General features: G+C 40.9%; 19 protein-coding genes. 12 read left to right on the forward strand and 7 right to left on the reverse strand.

Annotation, left to right across the window (positions count from 1 at the left end):
- The first annotated feature begins 21 nt into the window (after positions 1–21).
- The 3 genes from E0485_RS04120 to E0485_RS04130 are packed head-to-tail and all read left to right on the forward strand — an operon-like array spanning position 22 to position 1813.
- The gene (locus E0485_RS04120; RefSeq protein WP_132416884.1) at positions 22–591 is read left to right on the forward strand and encodes a GNAT family N-acetyltransferase; all 570 of its coding nucleotides are present in this window, start codon (positions 22–24) and stop codon (positions 589–591) included.
- A 6-nt stretch (positions 592–597) separates the two neighbouring features.
- Positions 598–1242, forward strand: coding sequence for an MBL fold metallo-hydrolase (locus E0485_RS04125; RefSeq protein WP_132416698.1), 645 nt, complete (start codon positions 598–600; stop codon positions 1240–1242).
- Between the two features lie 37 nt (positions 1243–1279).
- Positions 1280–1813 carry a 2'-5' RNA ligase family protein gene (locus E0485_RS04130; protein ID WP_132416699.1) on the forward strand — a complete coding sequence of 178 codons (534 nt, stop codon included), beginning with the start codon at positions 1280–1282 and terminating at the stop codon, positions 1811–1813.
- A gap of 48 nt (positions 1814–1861) precedes the next feature.
- Here E0485_RS04130 and E0485_RS04135 read toward each other — a convergent pair whose 3' ends face one another.
- From E0485_RS04135 to E0485_RS04165, 7 genes are all read right to left on the reverse strand, one after another.
- On the reverse strand, positions 1862–2656 hold the full coding sequence (locus E0485_RS04135; RefSeq protein WP_132416700.1) for a class I SAM-dependent methyltransferase: 795 nt from the start codon (positions 2654–2656) through the stop codon (positions 1862–1864).
- A 59-nt stretch (positions 2657–2715) separates the two neighbouring features.
- Positions 2716–3480: a C39 family peptidase gene (locus tag E0485_RS04140; protein ID WP_132416701.1), complete on the reverse strand. Its 765-nt coding sequence runs from the start codon at positions 3478–3480 to the stop codon at positions 2716–2718.
- Between the two features lie 221 nt (positions 3481–3701).
- Positions 3702–5621: a 1,4-alpha-glucan branching protein GlgB gene (gene glgB, locus E0485_RS04145; RefSeq protein ID WP_235857400.1), complete on the reverse strand. Its 1920-nt coding sequence runs from the start codon at positions 5619–5621 to the stop codon at positions 3702–3704.
- A gap of 32 nt (positions 5622–5653) precedes the next feature.
- Positions 5654–8104, reverse strand: coding sequence for a glycogen/starch/alpha-glucan phosphorylase (locus E0485_RS04150; RefSeq protein ID WP_132416702.1), 2451 nt, complete (start codon positions 8102–8104; stop codon positions 5654–5656).
- Between the two features lie 24 nt (positions 8105–8128).
- Complete coding sequence (gene glgA, locus E0485_RS04155) at positions 8129–9559, reverse strand: glycogen synthase GlgA (RefSeq protein ID WP_132416703.1); 1431 nt, start codon at positions 9557–9559, stop codon at positions 8129–8131.
- The gene (glgD, locus tag E0485_RS04160; RefSeq protein ID WP_132416704.1) at positions 9556–10662 is read right to left on the reverse strand and encodes a glucose-1-phosphate adenylyltransferase subunit GlgD; all 1107 of its coding nucleotides are present in this window, start codon (positions 10660–10662) and stop codon (positions 9556–9558) included. The genes glgA and glgD overlap by 4 nt, the downstream gene beginning before the upstream one ends.
- A 4-nt stretch (positions 10663–10666) precedes the next feature.
- Complete coding sequence (locus tag E0485_RS04165; RefSeq protein ID WP_132416705.1) at positions 10667–11815, reverse strand: glucose-1-phosphate adenylyltransferase; 1149 nt, start codon at positions 11813–11815, stop codon at positions 10667–10669.
- Positions 11816–11966: 151 nt separating this feature from the next.
- Here E0485_RS04165 and E0485_RS04170 point away from each other — a divergent pair, with 151 nt between their 5' ends.
- The 9 genes from E0485_RS04170 (at position 11967) to E0485_RS04210 (ending at position 18823) form a co-directional block, all read left to right on the forward strand.
- Entirely contained in the window at positions 11967–12800 is an 834-nt protein-coding gene (locus E0485_RS04170) for a Cof-type HAD-IIB family hydrolase (protein WP_132416706.1), read from the forward strand.
- A 1-nt stretch (position 12801) separates the two neighbouring features.
- Entirely contained in the window at positions 12802–13380 is a 579-nt protein-coding gene (locus E0485_RS04175) for a pyridoxamine 5'-phosphate oxidase family protein (RefSeq protein WP_132416707.1), read from the forward strand.
- On the forward strand, positions 13381–13902 hold the full coding sequence (locus tag E0485_RS04180) for a hypothetical protein (protein WP_132416708.1): 522 nt from the start codon (positions 13381–13383) through the stop codon (positions 13900–13902). It begins immediately after the preceding gene.
- Positions 13903–14063: 161 nt separating this feature from the next.
- Positions 14064–14741 (forward strand): response regulator transcription factor, encoded by a 678-nt coding sequence (locus E0485_RS04185; RefSeq protein WP_132416709.1) that lies wholly within the window; start codon positions 14064–14066, stop codon positions 14739–14741.
- The gene (locus E0485_RS04190; RefSeq protein ID WP_132416710.1) at positions 14738–15748 is read left to right on the forward strand and encodes a sensor histidine kinase; all 1011 of its coding nucleotides are present in this window, start codon (positions 14738–14740) and stop codon (positions 15746–15748) included. Before E0485_RS04185 ends, E0485_RS04190 begins: the two co-directional genes overlap by 4 nt.
- Positions 15749–15831: 83 nt before the next feature.
- Positions 15832–16554: an ABC transporter ATP-binding protein gene (locus tag E0485_RS04195; RefSeq protein WP_456238548.1), complete on the forward strand. Its 723-nt coding sequence runs from the start codon at positions 15832–15834 to the stop codon at positions 16552–16554.
- Entirely contained in the window at positions 16551–17300 is a 750-nt protein-coding gene (locus tag E0485_RS04200; protein WP_132416712.1) for an ABC transporter permease, read from the forward strand. Before E0485_RS04195 ends, E0485_RS04200 begins: the two co-directional genes overlap by 4 nt.
- The gene (locus tag E0485_RS04205; RefSeq protein ID WP_132416713.1) at positions 17297–18055 is read left to right on the forward strand and encodes an ABC transporter permease; all 759 of its coding nucleotides are present in this window, start codon (positions 17297–17299) and stop codon (positions 18053–18055) included. The genes E0485_RS04200 and E0485_RS04205 overlap by 4 nt, the downstream gene beginning before the upstream one ends.
- Positions 18056–18358: 303 nt before the next feature.
- Positions 18359–18823: a hypothetical protein gene (locus E0485_RS04210; RefSeq protein WP_235857401.1), complete on the forward strand. Its 465-nt coding sequence runs from the start codon at positions 18359–18361 to the stop codon at positions 18821–18823.
- The last annotated feature ends 6 nt before the right edge of the window (positions 18824–18829 follow it).

Raw genomic sequence — 18829 nt, forward strand, 5'->3', positions numbered from 1 at the left:
AATTTTGCAATGAGTGAACGAATTCGCAATACAGTTATTACGGGAGATAGAATTACGCTTCGCAGCATACAAGAGGCAGATTTGCCGACACTATGGAACTTGATTTATGGTGATCCGAATCCAGAATGGAAGTTATGGGATGCGCCTTATTTTCCACTAGAGAGAGAAGAATATGCTGATTATGCAAGCAACATGAAAGAATGGTTCCATAGATGGGATGCCGCTGAATCTAGTCCGGAGTCACAGTTAGTGATTGAAGTAGATGGGGAGATTATCGGTACGATTAGCTATTATTGGGAGCATAAACCTTCCAAATGGTTAGAAATGGGTATCGTTATCTATAAGCCAATGTACTGGAGCTCAGGCTATGGCACTGAAGCTTTACGTCTATGGATTAGTCATCTGTTTGCAAGCATGCCGCTAGCTAGAGTTGGATTAACCACATGGTCAGGCAACGAAAGAATGGTTCGTACAGCAGAGAAGCTAGGCATGCAAATGGAAGGTCGTATGCGTAAATGCCGGATTTATAAAGATGAATATTACGATTCAATCAGAATGGGCTTACTCCGTGAAGAATGGAATGGAAGGTAAAATATCATGAAAATTCAAAAGATAAAGAATAGAAGCGTGTTATTCACCAAGACGCAACCTGCCGGATGGGACTTAAGCGTCCAACTGATTATGGGGAATAAGTATAATTACTTAATCGATACAGGGCTTGGCTCCTCATTCATAGAGCCTGTCAAAGAATACATCAAAAATGAAACGAAGCCGCTTATCGTGATCAATACGCATTATCATTGGGATCATATTTGGGGGAATGGATCATTTCGCGACTGCACGATCATTTCTCACAAGCTATGTAGAGAGATGATGGAGTCGAATTGGGATGAAATGATTCAAAAGTATTCCAAACATATGGTAGGTGAAGCAGAGCTTGTTCTACCTACAATAACATTCGATTCCGAATTGTATTTTCCAGAAGATCAGATTCGTCTCGTGTATACGCCAGGGCATACGATTGATTCGATCAGTGTTATCGATGAACTCGAGAAAATTATTCATGTAGGGGATAATATCGGCGATACGCTAGATGAACTTCTCCCAAGCCTCGCGGTAAGCAAAGAAGATTATAGGAAGACACTGCTTCAATATCAAGCGATGGATTTTGACACATGTCTGTCTGGACATAACATCGTTCTGGATAAACAAGTCATTGAACAAATATTGAATTTGCTGTAAATCCCAATAAATAAGTTACATGAAAGGAGGGTGCAAAGTGCAATATTTTATAGGTATCGTTCCCCCCGATGAGTACAAAGAACAAATCGCGTCATTCCGTAATCGTTGGGACAGCAATCGTCTTAGGGATGTTGTCGAGCCTCATATTACTGTTAAAGCTCAAGGTGGACTTACTAAAGATATGAGATGGCTTAAAAAAGTAAGAGAAGTTTGTTCATCTGTGCAAGGTTTCCAATTAACGCTTACAGAGCCAGCAACGTTCGGAACTACGGTTATATTCCTTGGGGTTCAATCGAAAGGAATATATGATTTGCACAAGCGACTGGTGGATGCAGTATCACCCTCGCCCGAGGTTATCAAACATTATTTCGAATTGGACAACTTTCATCCTCATTTGACTTTGGGTCAGACCCATTGGGGGATGAAAGAATCGGAAATTGAAGAAATGAGTTTTACATCGAGAAATGCATTAGCACCTTTCCCGACCTTTCATGTAACGTACGTCCGGGTGTATAAAGAAATTGAACAAAACAAATATGTTCCATTCGAAGATATCCAACTTACTATGTAACCGCCCCCGCCTTATCAAAGGGGCGGTTTTTACTTAGTCAACAATTGATTAACTTGTTTTCTTCAGTAGGACCATCCATTCATCAATGGCGAAAGAAACAATTTCATCCGCCACCTTCACTAACTTGATATAGTTGTGAATTTCTGGTGATGCTTGAAGGAGATGCTGTTTAACTTCATCAATTTGTTCATCCGATTCTGTGGTTCGTTCTACCCAGCTAGGGAAGAGTAAGGTTTTCTTACGAATTCTGCTGTTCATTTCCTCGAAACCTGCTGCATTTATCCATGTAGACCATTCTGATAAGGTATAACAGCGCACATGACTTCGATCTCTTAAATGTTCAAGTTTATTGACAAAATGGTCAAATGATTTATTCTCAGAAGCGATATTATCGATTAATAATAATTTGCCATTCGGTTTAAGCACTCTTACAGCTTCTAAAATAAATCGATTAGGATTTGGAAAATGATGGGCAGCAATTCGACATGTAATCGCATCAAATGATTGGTCGAGAAAAGGAAGGCTCTCTGCATCAGCTACGACATAGTTAACATTATCAGCAGATTGACTTATGAACTGGCGGGCTGCATGGAGCATTTCATGGGTCAAATCCGTTGCAAGGACATAATCAACATAAGGTGCAAGCTGCTTCGTGACATGGCCGCCGCCAGTTGCGACATCAAGCACAATCCAGTTACTTTGAGGATCTAACCATGTCGTTAGCAGGGGAAGATCATCGCTTTTGGCATGAGATTCACTCGTTACATACTTATTGGCGTTCTTGGAAAACTGATCTTTAACCGCTTGCTTAATCTCATTAACATTAACTTTAGGATCCGTCATTTACATCAACAACCCTTCATAATGTTTCATTAAATGAAACTTAATTTCATATAATGATATTATAAATCAATTGTTAATGCCTGACTACCCATTTGTTTCCATGCTTGCTCAAAATTGTACCGATCAAGCTTTGTATATCTTACAAGAGGATCATTAATATACACATAGTTATCATCATAACCAACAATAAGAACGGAATGCTCCTGATAAGTAACTCTTATTTGACCATTTTCTGTATCCCAGTATTGGAATTGGTCTTCATCCAGCGGCCTAAATAATGCATTAATAATGATGAGTACAGGTCTGCCTTGATCGATCTGATGGTATAGTTCTTCCATTGGCGAACCAGTCAGATTGATCATTTGATCTGGTAAATATTGATTGCCTAAATCCATTAGTGGTGGAATATATACGCCTAAGCCTGGATTGCTAAAAGAATACATATCACCTACAAACCCCTCGTTCAGATCTCCTCTCAAGCCATGTCGTTCAAATGGTACTTTGTGAATGTTGTTAGCAAGCTCCATTTTATCCACTTGAACCCCAGCGTATTGCAGCAGCATGGTAAGGCTAGTTACCTCACAGCCTCTTGGCAATTCAGGCTTTTGTTTAATAAGTGGAACATCTGTAATTATGCTTCCGCCTGCATCGGTATGTTCAACATTACTAATTGGAGTTACAGTTTGGGGTTCTGCAGGCGCAGGAGGTGCTGCTAATGGTGGTGATTCGGAATAATTGCTGGGATTTGATTTAAAAAACAAAATAAAGGCGATTACCACTGCGATTATGACATATACAATTTTACGTTTAAAGAAATTTATCATGAGATTGTCCTCCTGATTGGAATGACTTCATAATAAATTCAAAGACTTATGGGAAATATGAAGAGAAATGGCATTCCTCCTTATCGAGATTTAAAATATCGGTCCCCTTAAGTTGTGCTTAATGAGGCACTAATATAAAGGGAATTAATCCACATAAAACGTAAAAATCCCACAAAGCAATTAATCATTGCATTTGTGAGATTGATGATCATTTTTGAAATTTACAAGATTTGTTTTAGTATAACAATAGCAAGCGGAGGCACAGTAATACGGATATAATAAGGCTGATTGTGATAAGGAATCGCTCTTGCCTGACGTTTGCCTCTCGTTCGTTTGCCTGATCCGCCATAACGTAGCCAATCGCTGTTAAATACTTCATGGTAAGTTCCTTTGGTAGGAACACCAATTTTATAATCCGTGTAGTATGCGGGGGTAAAATTGCAGAGGATGATTAAACGGTCGCTTGATCGAACGCCATTACGAGTAAAAATAAGGATGCTTTGCTCGTTATTATCCGCATCAATCCAAGTAAAACCATTTGGGTCATGGTCAAGCTCCCACATAGCTTTATTTTGTAAATAATAATGATTTAAATCTTGTACATATTGATGCATCGAACGGTGCAAATCATATCGAAGCAGCTCCCAGTCCAAATCCTCTAAGTCTTTCCATTCATCGAATTGTCCGAACTCGCCTCCCATGAATAACAGCTTTTTCCCTGGATGTACCATCATGTAACCGAGAAGCAGCCGTAGGTTAGCAAATTTATGCCAATAATCGCCTGGCATGCGTCCAAGCAAAGAGCGTTTGCCATGTACGACTTCATCATGCGAGAAGGGGAGAACAAAATTCTCAGTATATGTATATAGGATAGAAAACGTTATTTGGTTATGATGCCACTTGCGATAGAGCGGATCAATGCTCATATATCGCAGCATATCATTCATCCAACCCATATTCCATTTATAATTGAAGCCTAGTCCATTTAAATTAGTAGGTGCGGTTACATGTGGGAATTCTGAAGAATCTTCTGCCATCATCAGTGCGTTAGGATAGAGCTGAAACACCGTTTCATTTATTTGCTTCCACAGAGAAATAGCTTCTAAATTTTCCCGCCCACCGTCCGAATTCGGTGTCCATTCACCCGGTTTTTTACCAAAATCCAAATAGAGCATACTGGCTACGGCATCCGCGCGAATCCCATCGACATGGTATTGTTCCATCCAGAAAATTACATTTGAAATAAGGAAGCTTTGTACCTCTGATCTGCCAAAATCAAAGCTGAGCGTTCCCCAATCCTGCTTGTCCGCTTTGCAAGGGTCTGCGTATTCATATAAGGGAGAGCCATCGAATTGACGAAGCCCATGATCATCCTTGCAGAAATGTCCCGGCACCCAGTCGAGAATGACCCCGATCCCTGCTTGATGGCAACGATCGATTAAGAATTTGAAATCATCTGGTGTTCCATATCGGCTCGTGACGGCGTAATAACCTGTGAGTTGATATCCCCATGAACGGTCATAAGGATGTTCACTGATCGGCATCGTTTCAATATGGGTATAGCCCATTTGGACAACATAATCAACTAATTGATCTGCCAACTCACGATAAGTATACAAGGATTGATCTAAATGTTGCTTCCATGAGCCGAGATGAACTTCATAAATATTAATCGGCTCTTGATAGACTTGCCGGTCCTTGCGTACTTCCAACCATGCTTCATCCTGCCATTCATACTGATCTAGCGGATATACAATGGATGCAGTCAGGGGTCTTCGTTCAGCAAAGAAAGCATAAGGGTCAGCTTTTAGTAAGGTTCTGCCATCCTGAGTCGTAATGTGAAATTTATAGGTTGCACCTTTTTCGATATTAGGTATAAAGCTTGCCCATACACCTGCTTCATTGATTCGCTTGAGGGGATGCTGACGAACATCCCACTCATTAAAATCACCCACAACAGAAACCTCATGTGCATGAGGAGCCCAGGTGGCAAATTGCACACCGATTACACCTTTTTGCTCTGTTATATGAGCCCCAAGCATCCGATAGGCATGCTGCAGCTTGCCTTGATGGAATAAATAAAGATCATATTCACTTACATAAGGGTCTGGAGATTGAAGCGGGCTAGAGATCATCGACATAATGATAAATTCCTTTCACAGAACCAACTTAATTAAGAATGCACACGTGCTAAATGGACAGGAACAGGATGCGTATCCCATATTTCGGAAGCATATTCTGCAATTGTTCGGTCACTGGCGAATTTGCCTGAATGGGCAATATTGATAATACTTTTCTCGAGCCATGATCGAGACTGACGATACTCGGCATCTATTCGTTGTTGTGCAGCCGCATAGCTGTCAAAATCTTTGAGCACAAAGAACTCATCGTTCGTTTTGAGGATCGAATTGTAGATGTCTTGAAAATCATTATTTGCCCTAGTATAGGGACTATTCAAAATCAATTGATCCATGACTCGTTTGATTGAAGGCGTGCTTTCATACAATAGTTTAGCTTGATAGTCGCCAAATTGATTGTAATGGGCAATTTCTTCGGAACGTAATCCGAATATAAACATTGCCTCTTGGCCTACAAGGTTCTGCATCTCGATATTGGCTCCATCTAAGGTTGCGATTGTAAGTGCGCCGTTCATCATGAATTTCATATTGCTAGTACCTGATGCTTCCTTGCCAGCGGTAGAAATCTGTTCGCTGATTTCAGCAGCAGGCATAATCTTCTCTGCCAGGGAAACACCATAATTCTCTAAGAAAACGACCTTGATAAGCTTGCTTGCAATCGGATCACGATTGATTGTATCTGCAACGGAGTGAATAAGCTTGATTACTTTCTTAGCTAGATGATAGTTTGGGGCTGCTTTAGCGCCGAAAATGAATGTCCGCGGAAGCATATCAATCGATGGGTTATCGGTTATCTGATTATAGAGATGCATAATATGCAGGACGCTTAATAGCTGTCTTTTATAACCATGCAAACGTTTAGCAAGGACATCGAATAGGGAAGTAGGATCGATTGAAATCGGATAATTGCGCTCAATATACGTTGCCAGCTTGCGCTTATTCTGCTGTTTGATGCGTGCTACTTCTTCTTGTAAGGAACTATCTTGAGCATGGGGTGCCAATCGAATAAGCTGCTCGGGTTCTGCGATCCATTGATGACCAATTGTTTCCGTTATCAGATTCGATAATTTGGGATTTGCATGCATCAGCCATCTGCGATGGGTAATGCCATTCGTTTTATTATTGAATCGCTGTGGGAAAACCTCGTAAAAAAGCTTCATTTCGCGTTCTTTGAGAATTTGTGTGTGCAACTCTGCAACACCATTTATGCTGTAGCTGCCGACGATGGCGAGATGCGCCATTTTTACTTGATCATCTGCGATTATGGCCATCTGGGCAATTCGGTTAAACTGTCCAGGATATAGATTCCATAATAAATGGCAGAATCGCTCATTGATTTCTTCGATAATCATATAGATCCGTGGGAGCAGCTCTTTGACCATGTGGACGGGCCATTTTTCCAGACCTTCGCTTAAGGTTGTATGATTGGTGTAGGAGATCGTTTGAGTTGTGATGTCCCACGCGTCTTCCCAACCTAAGTTCTTGTCGTCTATCAGAATACGCATTAATTCGGGTATGAGCAGAGTAGGGTGGGTATCGTTAATATGGATGGCAACTTTGCTAGGCAAGTGGTAATAACTAAGACCGCTTTTGTCAAAAGTTCGAAGAATGCTCTGCAAACCTGCAGAACAGAGAAAATATTGCTGCTTGAGCCGAAGCTGCTTACCTTCATAGCTGGAATCATCCGGATATAGAAATTCGGAAATCGATTGTACAGAGCGGCTATAGGCTAAGAATTTATAATAATTCTGATCGGCTGGGTTGCTGTAACTTCCCAGTTCTTGGCTGGATTCCGCACTCCATAACCGAAGCGTGTTTACATTATGATAATGATATCCGACAACAGGCACATCGTATGGAACTGCCCAGACATGCTCGTAATCGCGATGTTCATAGACCATTCTTCCGTTTAGCTCACGAGAAATAACATGACCACCGAATCGCACGCCAACTTTTTTATCTGAACGTCTGATATCCCATACATATTCTTTTTGAAGCCAATAATCGGGAAGTTCAACCTGATAGCCATTGATGATCTTCTGCTCGAATAAGCCATATTGATAACGAATGCCGCAGCCATGTCCCGGATATTGTAATGTAGCTAAGGAATCGAGAAAACAGGCGGCAAGCCTGCCTAATCCACCGTTGCCTAATCCCGCGTCATGCTCTTGTTCCTCGATTTCTTCGAGATTCAAACCTAATTCTTGAAGCGCTTCACGGACAAGCTGCAGCGTCCCTAGATTTAGTAGGTTATTCCCCAGCAATCGACCGATCAGAAACTCCATCGAGAAATAATAGATTTGCTTCTCTTGCTGAGCTTCATACTCTTTGTTTGTATGCATCCAATCTTTACCGATGTATTCTCTAATGAGATGACCTAACACGTTATAAATATCAAGCCCAGAAGCTTCTTGAAGTGTCTTGCCAAGCTTATTTTCGATACTATCGACAAAAGCCTGTTTAAAGGTGGTTTTGTTAGTAAACAAGATGTACCTCCTACAACTCATGATTCACGCTAAAGAAAGATACAGTGCTTTATAAGCTTTGGCGGATTGCTGCCAGCTATAGCAGCTATTCTGGATGTTGTTCTTTATCGTATTCCAATTAGCAGAATCATGATACTGGAGGAGTGCGTACCGAATCGTGTGCAGCAGGTCATGCGCATTATAGTTCGTAAACGTAAACCCGTTGCCAGTGCCTGTGTTTGCATTAAATGGAGTGACCGTATCATATAGCCCGCCTGTTTCGCGAACGATGGGGGCTGAGCCATAGCGAAGGGCGATCAACTGTCCAATTCCACAAGGTTCAAATCTGGACGGCATTAGGAACAAATCGCTGCTGGCATAGACTTTACGGCTAAGTTCTTCATTAAATGTAATTAGCGCAGCTATTTGTTGCGGATAATTGCGAGCAGCTTCTCGGAAAAGCTGTTCGTATTTATATTCACCTGTACCCATGACAACTAGCTGAATGTCGAGTGCGGCTATCTCATCTATTATGTGTGCTAGAAGATCAAACCCTTTTTGCTCGACGAGTCTAGATACGATAGCAATCATGGGGATATCTGCATTTATTGGCAGACGCAGAAGCTCTTGAAGCTTGATTTTATTCGCCTGTTTATGCATTTGCACATCCTGAGTTGTGTAATTTTCAAAAATAGATGGATCTGTCGAAGGGTTATATTGGACATCATTAATTCCATTAATAATCCCGTTAAGATCATGGCGTCGATTGTGTAAAAGCTGATCTAACTGTTCTCCGTAATAGGGCGTTTGAATTTCCCTCGCATAAGTTGGACTGACGGTAGTAATTCGATCCGCATAAACAAGCGCAGCTTTCATGAAATTCACTTGACCATAAAACTCCATCTTATCAGTAGCGAAATATTCGGGGCCAAGTCCTAATAAATCGCCAAGAATGCTAGGCGGATATACACCTTGATACTTTAAATTATGGATCGTAAATACCGTTCGCATGTTTTGATAGAAGGGATGATACCGATAAAAGTCTTGTAAATACAGACTGATAAGTCCTGAATGCCAATCGTTTGCATGCAGAATATCAGGCTTGAAGTCCAGATAGGGCAATAGCTCCATAACGGCGCGATTGAAAAATGCGAAGCGTTCTGCATCGTCGCCATGACCGTAGAGGCTGGATCTTACGAAGTAATACTCATTATCGATAAAATAGTAGGTAATCTGCTCATGCTGGAGCTTCCACAAGCCGCAATACTGATTGCGCCAGCCAAGTGACACGGTGATAACCTGGAGCAAGGTCATTTGATCCTTGTAGATCATCGGGATATCAACATATTTAGGCAAGATGACATGTGCTTCAACATCTTCTTTCATAAGCGCCTGAGGCAGCGCGCCGATGACATCCGCTAATCCGCCAGTTTTTATAAAAGGTGTACATTCCGTCGCGATGAATAATACTTTCATAAGGCATGTCGCTTCGCAATCATGAATGGTTTCTTCACATCACCAATCAACATACGATTTGAGGTGATATGAACCTCTTTATCGATAATGACATTCTCTAGCAGCGTATTGGGGTCAATTTCACATTTTTGCATGATGATTGCGTTCTTGATGTGTGCTCCCTTATGAACTTTAACACCGCGAAAAAGAATACTGTTTTCCACCGTTCCTTCAATCACGCAGCCATTCGAAATAAGCGAATTCGTCACTTGTGCGTTGTTCAGATAACGAGCGGGAGGTTCGTATTTTATTTTGGTGTATACCATCTTTGGTTTGAATAGCTGCGCATAGTTCTCTTGATTTAGTAAATCTAAGCTTGTGCGGTAGTAGCTCTGTACGGAATTAATGACGGCATGATAACCTTTGTATTCATATGCCGAGATTTTGAGGTTGTGCCGATTACGCTGGATGGCGTCACGGAAAAAGAAGCTTTGACCATGCGCGATACAGTGCTGAACTAGCTCCACGAATAAGCTCTTCTCAATAATAAACATTTCCATATACACATTTGGATGATTCAGTTCATGATGAATGTTCAGGACCTTGCCTGCTTTTTCATCAATTTCCAATCGGACGCAGGTTGTATGATGTTCTTCTAATTGAGGCACCTTCGTGTAGACAAGCGTTACATCTGCATTTTGCTGCTTGTGATAGCGGAATACATCTTGAAAATCAACCGTACTAATATGCTGGCTTCCCGTATGTACAATGTAATTAGCCGTCCCTCGGTGAATGAAATCCATGTTATTGTGAAAATGCTGCAAATCCCCACGTGATTTATCGGTTGGATCATGCCAATCTGGCGGAAGGATAAATAAGCCACCTCGCTTATGACCTAGATCCCAGGGCTTGCCTTCGCCTAAATGATCAAGCAGCGAACGATATTTGCGCCTTACGAATAAGGCGATATCCTGAATCTGTGCATGAACCATGTTGGATAGAACAAAATCGATTAAACGGTAGCGCCCTGCGAACGGCACGGCTGCTCCGCATCTAAAATAAGTTAATTCACCCAATTGGTCCAGTTCATGGTCTAGATTAATAATCCCCATTAATTGTTGCATCTCATCACCATCTTTCTGTCGTCTTTACATGATCACTGATCAACGATATTCCGTTTGAACTTATTTGATCGGGGTGGATCATGGCATCATCTGAAATGACAACTTTTTCGCTAATAATGGCTTTGTGAATGTGAACATTGCGACCGATCTTAACTTTAGGCATTAGGATCGATTCTGTTACCGTACTACCTTCGCCAATCTCGACCCCATAGAATAAGACAGAACTGGATACTTCGCCGTAGATTGAACAGCCTTCATTAATGATCGAGTTCTGCACGGATGCGGTTGGGCTTATGTAGTGTGGAGCTTGATTTGGGTTGCGGGTGTATATGCGCCACTTGGGATCATTCAAATTGAGAGGTGGATCATCGGACAATAAATCCATATTTGCCTCCCATAAGCTGTCGATCGTACCGACATCCTTCCAGTATCCTTCAAAAGCATATGCATACACGCGACGCTCGTCATTTACCATCATCGGAATAATGTTCTTGCCAAAGTCCTTGGCGGAAGAAGGGTAAAGCTGATCCAGCATCAAATATTGTTTAAGAACATGCCATTTAAAAATATAGATACCCATTGAGGCTAAGTTATTTTTGGGCTGAGCGGGTTTCTCTTCGAACTCGTATATGCGCATATCATCATCCGTATTCATAATGCCGAACCGGCTTGCTTCATGGAGTGGTACTTCGATTACCGAGATTGTACAATCGGCATCTCTGGCTTTGTGTTCTTCAAGCATTAAAGCATAATCCATCTTATAGATGTGATCACCCGATAAAATGAGCACATGATCTGGATCAAATTGCTCGATGAAGGTCATATTGCGATATATGGCATCGGCAGTGCCGTGATACCAATTGCTGCCGTCTGCCTTCTCATGAGGAGGCAGTACATAGATTCCACCATTCTTACGGTCTAAACCCCAGTCGCTGCCAATACCAATATAAGAGTGAAGCACCAGGGGTTCATATTGGGTGAGGACACCGATCGTCTCAATTCCCGAGTTCGAACAATTGCTTAGCGTGAAATCAATAATCCGATAGTTCCCTCCAAAATATACAGCAGGCTTAGCGACCTTCTTCGTCAAAGCTTGCAGCCTTGTTCCTTGGCCTCCAGCGAGTAGCATCGCGACAATTTCTTTTTTCTTCATTCATTTATCCCCCGAAGGTAATGGTAATAAGGTTCTTATTCTTGTGCCGTACTTAGGACAAATAAGAACCTTATCTTAAATCTATGAAACGATTGGCACCTGCATGCATACAAGATATAATAAAGGAAAATTCAGGTAATTGGGGGTAGGGATGATGAAGCTTTATGTCTCTGATTTGGATGGTACGTTATTACGCAATAACGCGAGTTTATCTGAATTTACTCGAGAAAATTTAAATCTATTAATTGATAACGGCATGCATTTTACGGTTGCTAGTGCTAGAAGCATAGTGGCCATACAGCGAATACTTGGGCAGGTGAACTTTCGACTGCCGGTTATTGAGTTCAATGGTTCATTCATAACGGATTACCATACGGGAGAGCATCAAGTGATTAATTCGATTGATCCTTCACTTGTCATCGAATTATTTCTATTGCTTGATCGGCATCACTTAGGCTACACCGTATCTAGCTTTGATGGACAACAAGATCGATTGTATTATTCGGAGATATTAAATGAAGGTTTGGATTGGTACTACCAAGACAGAATTCGAGCTGGGGATAAGCGATTAACGTATCGCCGCAATTTACGCAGTATCATAAATGAGGAAATCGTAAGTTTTACAATTATAGATCGTCAAGAAGCGTTGCAAGACGTCTATCATGAATTACATCAGCGTTATGCCAATGAAATCGAAATCTACTTGTATGAAAATTATTATACGAAGGATTGGTATTGGTTAACGCTTCATCAGAAGAAGGCGACGAAAGATCAAGCGATTAAGCAAATTATGGATCAGTATGGCTTTAAGCCTGAGGAGCTAACGGTTTTTGGCGATGAAATGAACGATTATCCCATGTTCAAGCTAGCAGCTCATGCGGTAGCCGTTGGCAATGCAGTGGAAGGTTTGAAGGAAGCTGCCACAAGTGTGATAGGAACGAATGAAGAGGATAGCGTCGTAAAGTATTTGATGGGGGAGAAGTAAAATGGGGAAATTATTTACCGCAATCGAGCCAGATCACGAAGAATTTATAAACATGCAAAAGATGTTTTTTGTTGGATCTGCACCCTTGGATGCAGAAGGACATGTCAATTTATCGCCTAAAGGCTATGATGTTTTTCGGATAATATCCCCTACTGAAGTTGCGTATTTGGATTTAACGGGAAGCGGGAATGAAACGAGTGCGCATCTAGATGAGAACGGAAGAATCACCATCATGTTTATTGCGCTGGAAGGACAGCCAATGGTTCTTCGTTTATATGGCAAAGGGCAAGTCATTCTTCCAGGCACGACAAGGTGGGAAGAGTTAATTGGAAAGTTCGATCCAATACCTGGTGCTCGCCAAATCATCTATGCCGAGCTTCATGCTGTGAAAACGTCCTGCGGATTCAGTGTGCCATTCTTTCAATATGAAGGGGAGCGAGATACGCTTAAGAAGTGGGCTGTTGTCAAAGGTGAGCAAGGCTTGGTCAATTATCATCGCGAGAAAAATAGCACAAGTATGGATGGGATCGTTACGCCAATAGGTCGAACATTAGGCGAACCAGAAGGAGTGATCGATTAGTTGCGCAGGAAAATTATTAATCCATATACGGTCTGGTTCGTTGTTATTTTGATTTTTAGTTCGTTATTCTTCCTGTGGAATCTTTCCGGAATGAAATCTGAATCTATGTACTTGATCTTCCCGAAGCTAAAGCGGGATTACATTAATTATTTCGACTATAAGGATAAGCATGTGGATCAATCAATTGGAGAAGTGTATGCAAATTATAAAGAATTACCTGTGTCTGAAATGATTGCAATCGATATGTTGGTTCACTATGGGACTTTTATTAGGGTACCCGATAAATACATCAAATCCTATTTAGCTGCAACCAATCAGAAATTCGACAATGATGTCTGGTACGAATTTTTACTTGAGGTGGAAATGCAGTCCGATAAGCTTTATGAACGATATAAACATATTATTGTAGAGGATAAGGCTTATTTGTATGGGACATTTGCATTTATTTTTCTTCTACTCACATATGTATCGATTAGTTTAGAGCGGATCAAGAAGCTTAAGCAAGGAATTCCTGAGGATTAACTGTAACATTATTCTACCCCGCGCGGTTCTTCTAATTTAAGGGATCAAGTTCTTGTCCTTTGCTCGAGACAAGAACTTGATCCCTTTGCCGATTATGGACAATAACATAGATTATGATAATCTATCTAATAGTGAACCCAATAGAGAGAGAGGGATGTTACTTGAAAAGAAACGTATTATATATTGAAGATAATGAGAAAATAGGCAGTTGGGTAAAAGAAGAATTGGAACAGCGCGGATTTTCAGTTCAGTGGCTGCTTTCTGGTGAAGGAGCCGAAAAAGAAGTAAATCAGCATGAAATCGTTATTTTGGATATCATGTTACCCGGTTTAGACGGATTTACTGTGGGAAAACGATTAAAAAAAGCAGCTCCTGCTGTTCCTATTTTGCTGTTATCTGCTCGAACATCGATAGATGACAAGGTAGATGGTTTACAATTTGCTGATGACTATTTAACGAAACCATTCCATACGGATGAATTGGTTGCAAGATTAGAAGTATTAATCCGTCGAAGAGGTGGAACACATTCCGAACGCATTTCATTAGGAGATCATATTGAAGTAGATCCGGAAGTCCAAATGGTATATGACAAACACACAGGAGAAGAAATTATATTGACTGGGAAACAACATCAAATTTTAATGTACTTCTTACGCCACCCCAATCAAGTTCTACCAAAAGAACAAATCTATGAAGCAATTTGGCAAGAAACTTATATCACTGGTGATAAAACTATAATGGTACATATCCATCGACTGCGTCAAAAGCTGGAATGTCATCCCGATTCCCCACAGATTATTGAAACGTTGAAGGGAATAGGCTATCGGGTGAAAATATGAAGCAGAATAGATCATTATTTCGTCGTTTTCTAAAAGGACATTTTCTATTTATCTTTCTTCCTCCCATTGTGCTTATTTTCTTCAGTGCGTTTGCTGGGTTTTCTGATATCCATGAAAAAGATCTAAATACGTTAAATCTATTTTACGTTATGATACTTTTGTTTGGCTTTATTATTGTCGCATTTGTAATCATATCTTGGCTGTTCTTCTTGAGACTTCGTAAACGTCTTATCCACTTACAGGAAGCCATGTCATTTTCAGCTAATCACAACTCATTTCCTAAACCAATATCTGTTCTAACGGATCGTATGGATGAAATAGACCAGTTAGGAAGTTCTTTTAATTGGATGATTCAGCAGCTTGAAGACAGTCGCAGGCGAGAATATGAAGAGGAATTATTACGACATCGACTTATTGCGAATTTATCTCACGACTTACGAACGCCACTTACCATTTTGAGAGGACATATCACTAGATTACATAAAGAATCAATAAGTTTAGAAGGACAAAACTCATTAACAGAGATGAACCAGACGATTACAAGAGTTGGAGATCTAATGGATGATTTACTTTCCTATACATTGCTTACATCAGGGAAACATCCTTTTGGGCCTACTTCAACAGATATTGTTCGTTTAGTAAGAGCATCTGTTGCTGCGTGGTATCCTGCATTTGAAGAAAAAGAAATTCAGCTCGATGTTGATTTACCGACAGAGGAGACTTTTTATTGGGAAGTAGATCCTAAATGGATGACACGGGTTCTGGATAATTTATTTCAGAATATTCTTCGACATGCAGCAGAGGGAAAATATGCAAACATCGTGGTTGATGTAGAAAAAGAACAGATCATTGTTGCAGACAGAGGTCCAGGCATGGATAACTCATCCTATGAGGGTGGGGCGGGGATTGGTTTATCGACTTCAAATTATATGTTGAAAAAAATGAAGCTGAAAGCTGACTTTACATCAAGTGAAAATGGCACGAGAGTAGCTATTGGTAGAGCTTAACCTAAAGTTAACCCAGAAGTAAACAGCATGATAATCGAGATGTAACTTTGCTTCATTATAATTAGGACCATAACAGAAAGGGAGTGTTATGGTTGATTACAATTAATAACTTAGTCAAACATCGCGGAACTGGGGAAATCTTATCAGGTATCAGTTTTAAAGCTAGACCCGGTAGAGTAACTGGTTTTTTAGGTCCCAATGGGGTAGGTAAAAGTTCTACACTTCGCATCCTGCTTGGGTTGGATCGTGCCACCTCAGGGAGTGCACTAATTAATGGAAAGCCATTCGCAGAATTACATAATCCTCTAGCAACAGTAGGAGCCGCACTTGATGGATTTGGAGCTCATCGTATGCGAACAGGACGGGCACACTTGCGTTGGATTGCTCGTGCCGCAGGATTGTCTAGCTCGCGTGTCGAGGAAGTTCTGGAAATAGTAGGTCTTACGAGTGCAGCTGGGAAAAGAGTTGGGAAGTATTCCCTTGGTATGGGGAGAAGACTCGGAATGGCAGCTGCACTACTTGGTGATCCAAAAATATTAATTTTAGATGAACCTGTAAACGGGCTCGACCCAGAAGGAATCCGCTTTATACGGACATTTTTACGTGAACGTGCTGAGTCGGGAAACACGGTGTTACTATCCAGTCATCTAATGGGAGAGCTTGCAGAGACTGTTGATGATGTGGTGATTATTAAGCATGGAAAAATCGTTGCAGATGGAACATTAGAAGAAGTAATTGGTAACCATTTCACGCTGGAGGAAGCCTTTTTTGCCCTGACATCTGAAAATGCTGGTAATGTTGTATGAGAGCATTCAACGCGGAACTATCTAAATTGTTCTCCCTACCGGGCATTTGGCTTGCCTTTTTTATTGGAGCAATTGCCCCAGCGGTCGTTACTGCCTTGGACTGTATAGCAGTAAAAGAGGATATTATAGCTGGAGTTAGTACACGGCTATCGGAAGTTGGCTATATTGGATTAGGTTTTGGTGTGCAAGGTGTAATTATTCTTGGTGTGCTTGCTGTCAGCAGTGAGTATTTGACAGAGAGCAGTGAATCTGGTGGCGGGAATCAGATTACAACGAGTTTAACCGCTGTTTCATCTCGACTTCATTTTTTACTGGCAAAAGCATGCGCTGTGACAGTGATCAGCATACTGCTCTGTATTGTTGCTATTATGACAACTGTGACAGCAACGCATCTTATTCTTGGTGAATATGCCCCTGCATTTGAATGGTCTAGACTTATCGGTGCAGTTTGTTACTGGACTTTTACTGCTCTTTTAGCATTTGGGATTACTGTTCTAACTAAGAATGGCATCATCCCGCTTACTGTGCTCATCATAAATTCATCCTTTGTATCATTTAGTTTCCTGCTTTCTAGGGTTACAAAGTTGGCGTTTTACTTACCAGACAGGGCTGGCGTTGATATGTTTATGTTAACGAGCGACAAATTTCACACCCCGTTCATAGGCGGTATAGTCATGTTTGCCTGGGTAGTCGTCCTTTTCATTGTTGCAGCTATTGTATTCCATAGGAGGGACGTTGCATCATGAGTGTCTCATCTAGTAGAAAGATAACACAAATCCTTGGTGCTGAACTGGATAAATTAGTTACATTACCATTGATATGGCTTACTCTTATTGGTACATTCATTCTTAATTTCGTTTTAGCCGCAGCTTTTACTTCTGCTGGTCTACAAGGGTCAGCAGGGACGCAAAGTATACTGAATATAGGACTTGCTTCTATGGGATATCTTCAAGCAGGGTTCATTATTCTTGGTATCTTAGCTACTTGTTCGGAGTATACCGGTGGACAGATTCGAACTACTTTAACTACGATACCTTGGCGTGGGTTTCAATTATCCACGAAGCATTTGGCATTGGCGATTATAACCATTCCTGTGGCGTTTATTATTGCTGCATCAGGTGTACTATATGCTTTTATTTTGATGAGAGACACAGCAGTAGTGATTGAAATAGACACAATGATAAAAACCTTAGTAGGTGCAACAGGCTATTTAACATTAACCACACTTCTCAGCGCAGCTATAGGTGCTTTGTTAAGACGAACCACTCCTGCTTTAGTGGTACTACTTGGTCATTATTTCATTGTCAGTCCATTGACGAGAATTTATCTACCTAGTATTAAAAATTATTTTCCGGATACGGCAGGATCTTATATGTATATGCCGCCTTCCTCTAATGAAATAAATGTCCTTACATCAATGCAAGGGACAGGTATTTCAATATTATGGACACTGATCTTTATTACAGTAGCTATTGTATTTTACCGTAAACGAGATGCCTAAGTTTAGGTTTCATCATGGATGCATATATCAAAAAGCATGACTCATGAAATTAAGCCCAAATTTATGGGCTTTTTTGTGCTTGAAAATTAACTGTAACTTTATTCATTCTCTTCACGTTATAGTCTGTAGCAGATTATTGCCAAGGAGATGGTAGAATTGAAGGGATGTCTCAGATTTGTCCGTTGCATCAGTATAGGAGTTATTATCGCAATATTTAGTTTATTATTTTTGGCCTTTGCACCTGCGACTCCTGTTTATGCCTGTTCATGTGCCGCACCTCCTTCTGTAGAGAGCAATTTGAAGATGAAATCGGCTATCTTCGCGGGCAAAGTAGTGAAGATCGAGAACTTAAACACTTCCACTATCCGCAATAGTAATGATCCTGTCGAAGTAACCTTCGACGTTTCTAAGGTGTGGAAAGGACCTGCCTACAAACATATGGTCATCACAACAGCGGAAAGCGAAATTAGCTGTGGATATGAGTTTCGCCTGAACACGGAGTATCTGATCTATGCAAGTAGTGATGGTGACAAGTTTACAACAGGATTATGTGCAGGAAATAATAAACTCCTGAATGCATCCTCTGATTTAGCATTACTAGGAGTGGGTAATGAGCAACTGCAAGATAATCCGTTGTTGGATACTAAATTGCATGATGACCAACTTAATGAAGGTGTATCATTCGATACTCGTTACATAATAACTGCTATTGTGGTGGTCATCGCTATCGGCTTATTGCTTATTCTCCGCAGGAAACGGAAGGGCTAGGCATTC

It is taken from the genome of Paenibacillus albiflavus, from assembly GCF_004344915.1.
Taxonomy (GTDB): domain Bacteria; phylum Bacillota; class Bacilli; order Paenibacillales; family NBRC-103111; genus Paenibacillus_AM; species Paenibacillus_AM albiflavus.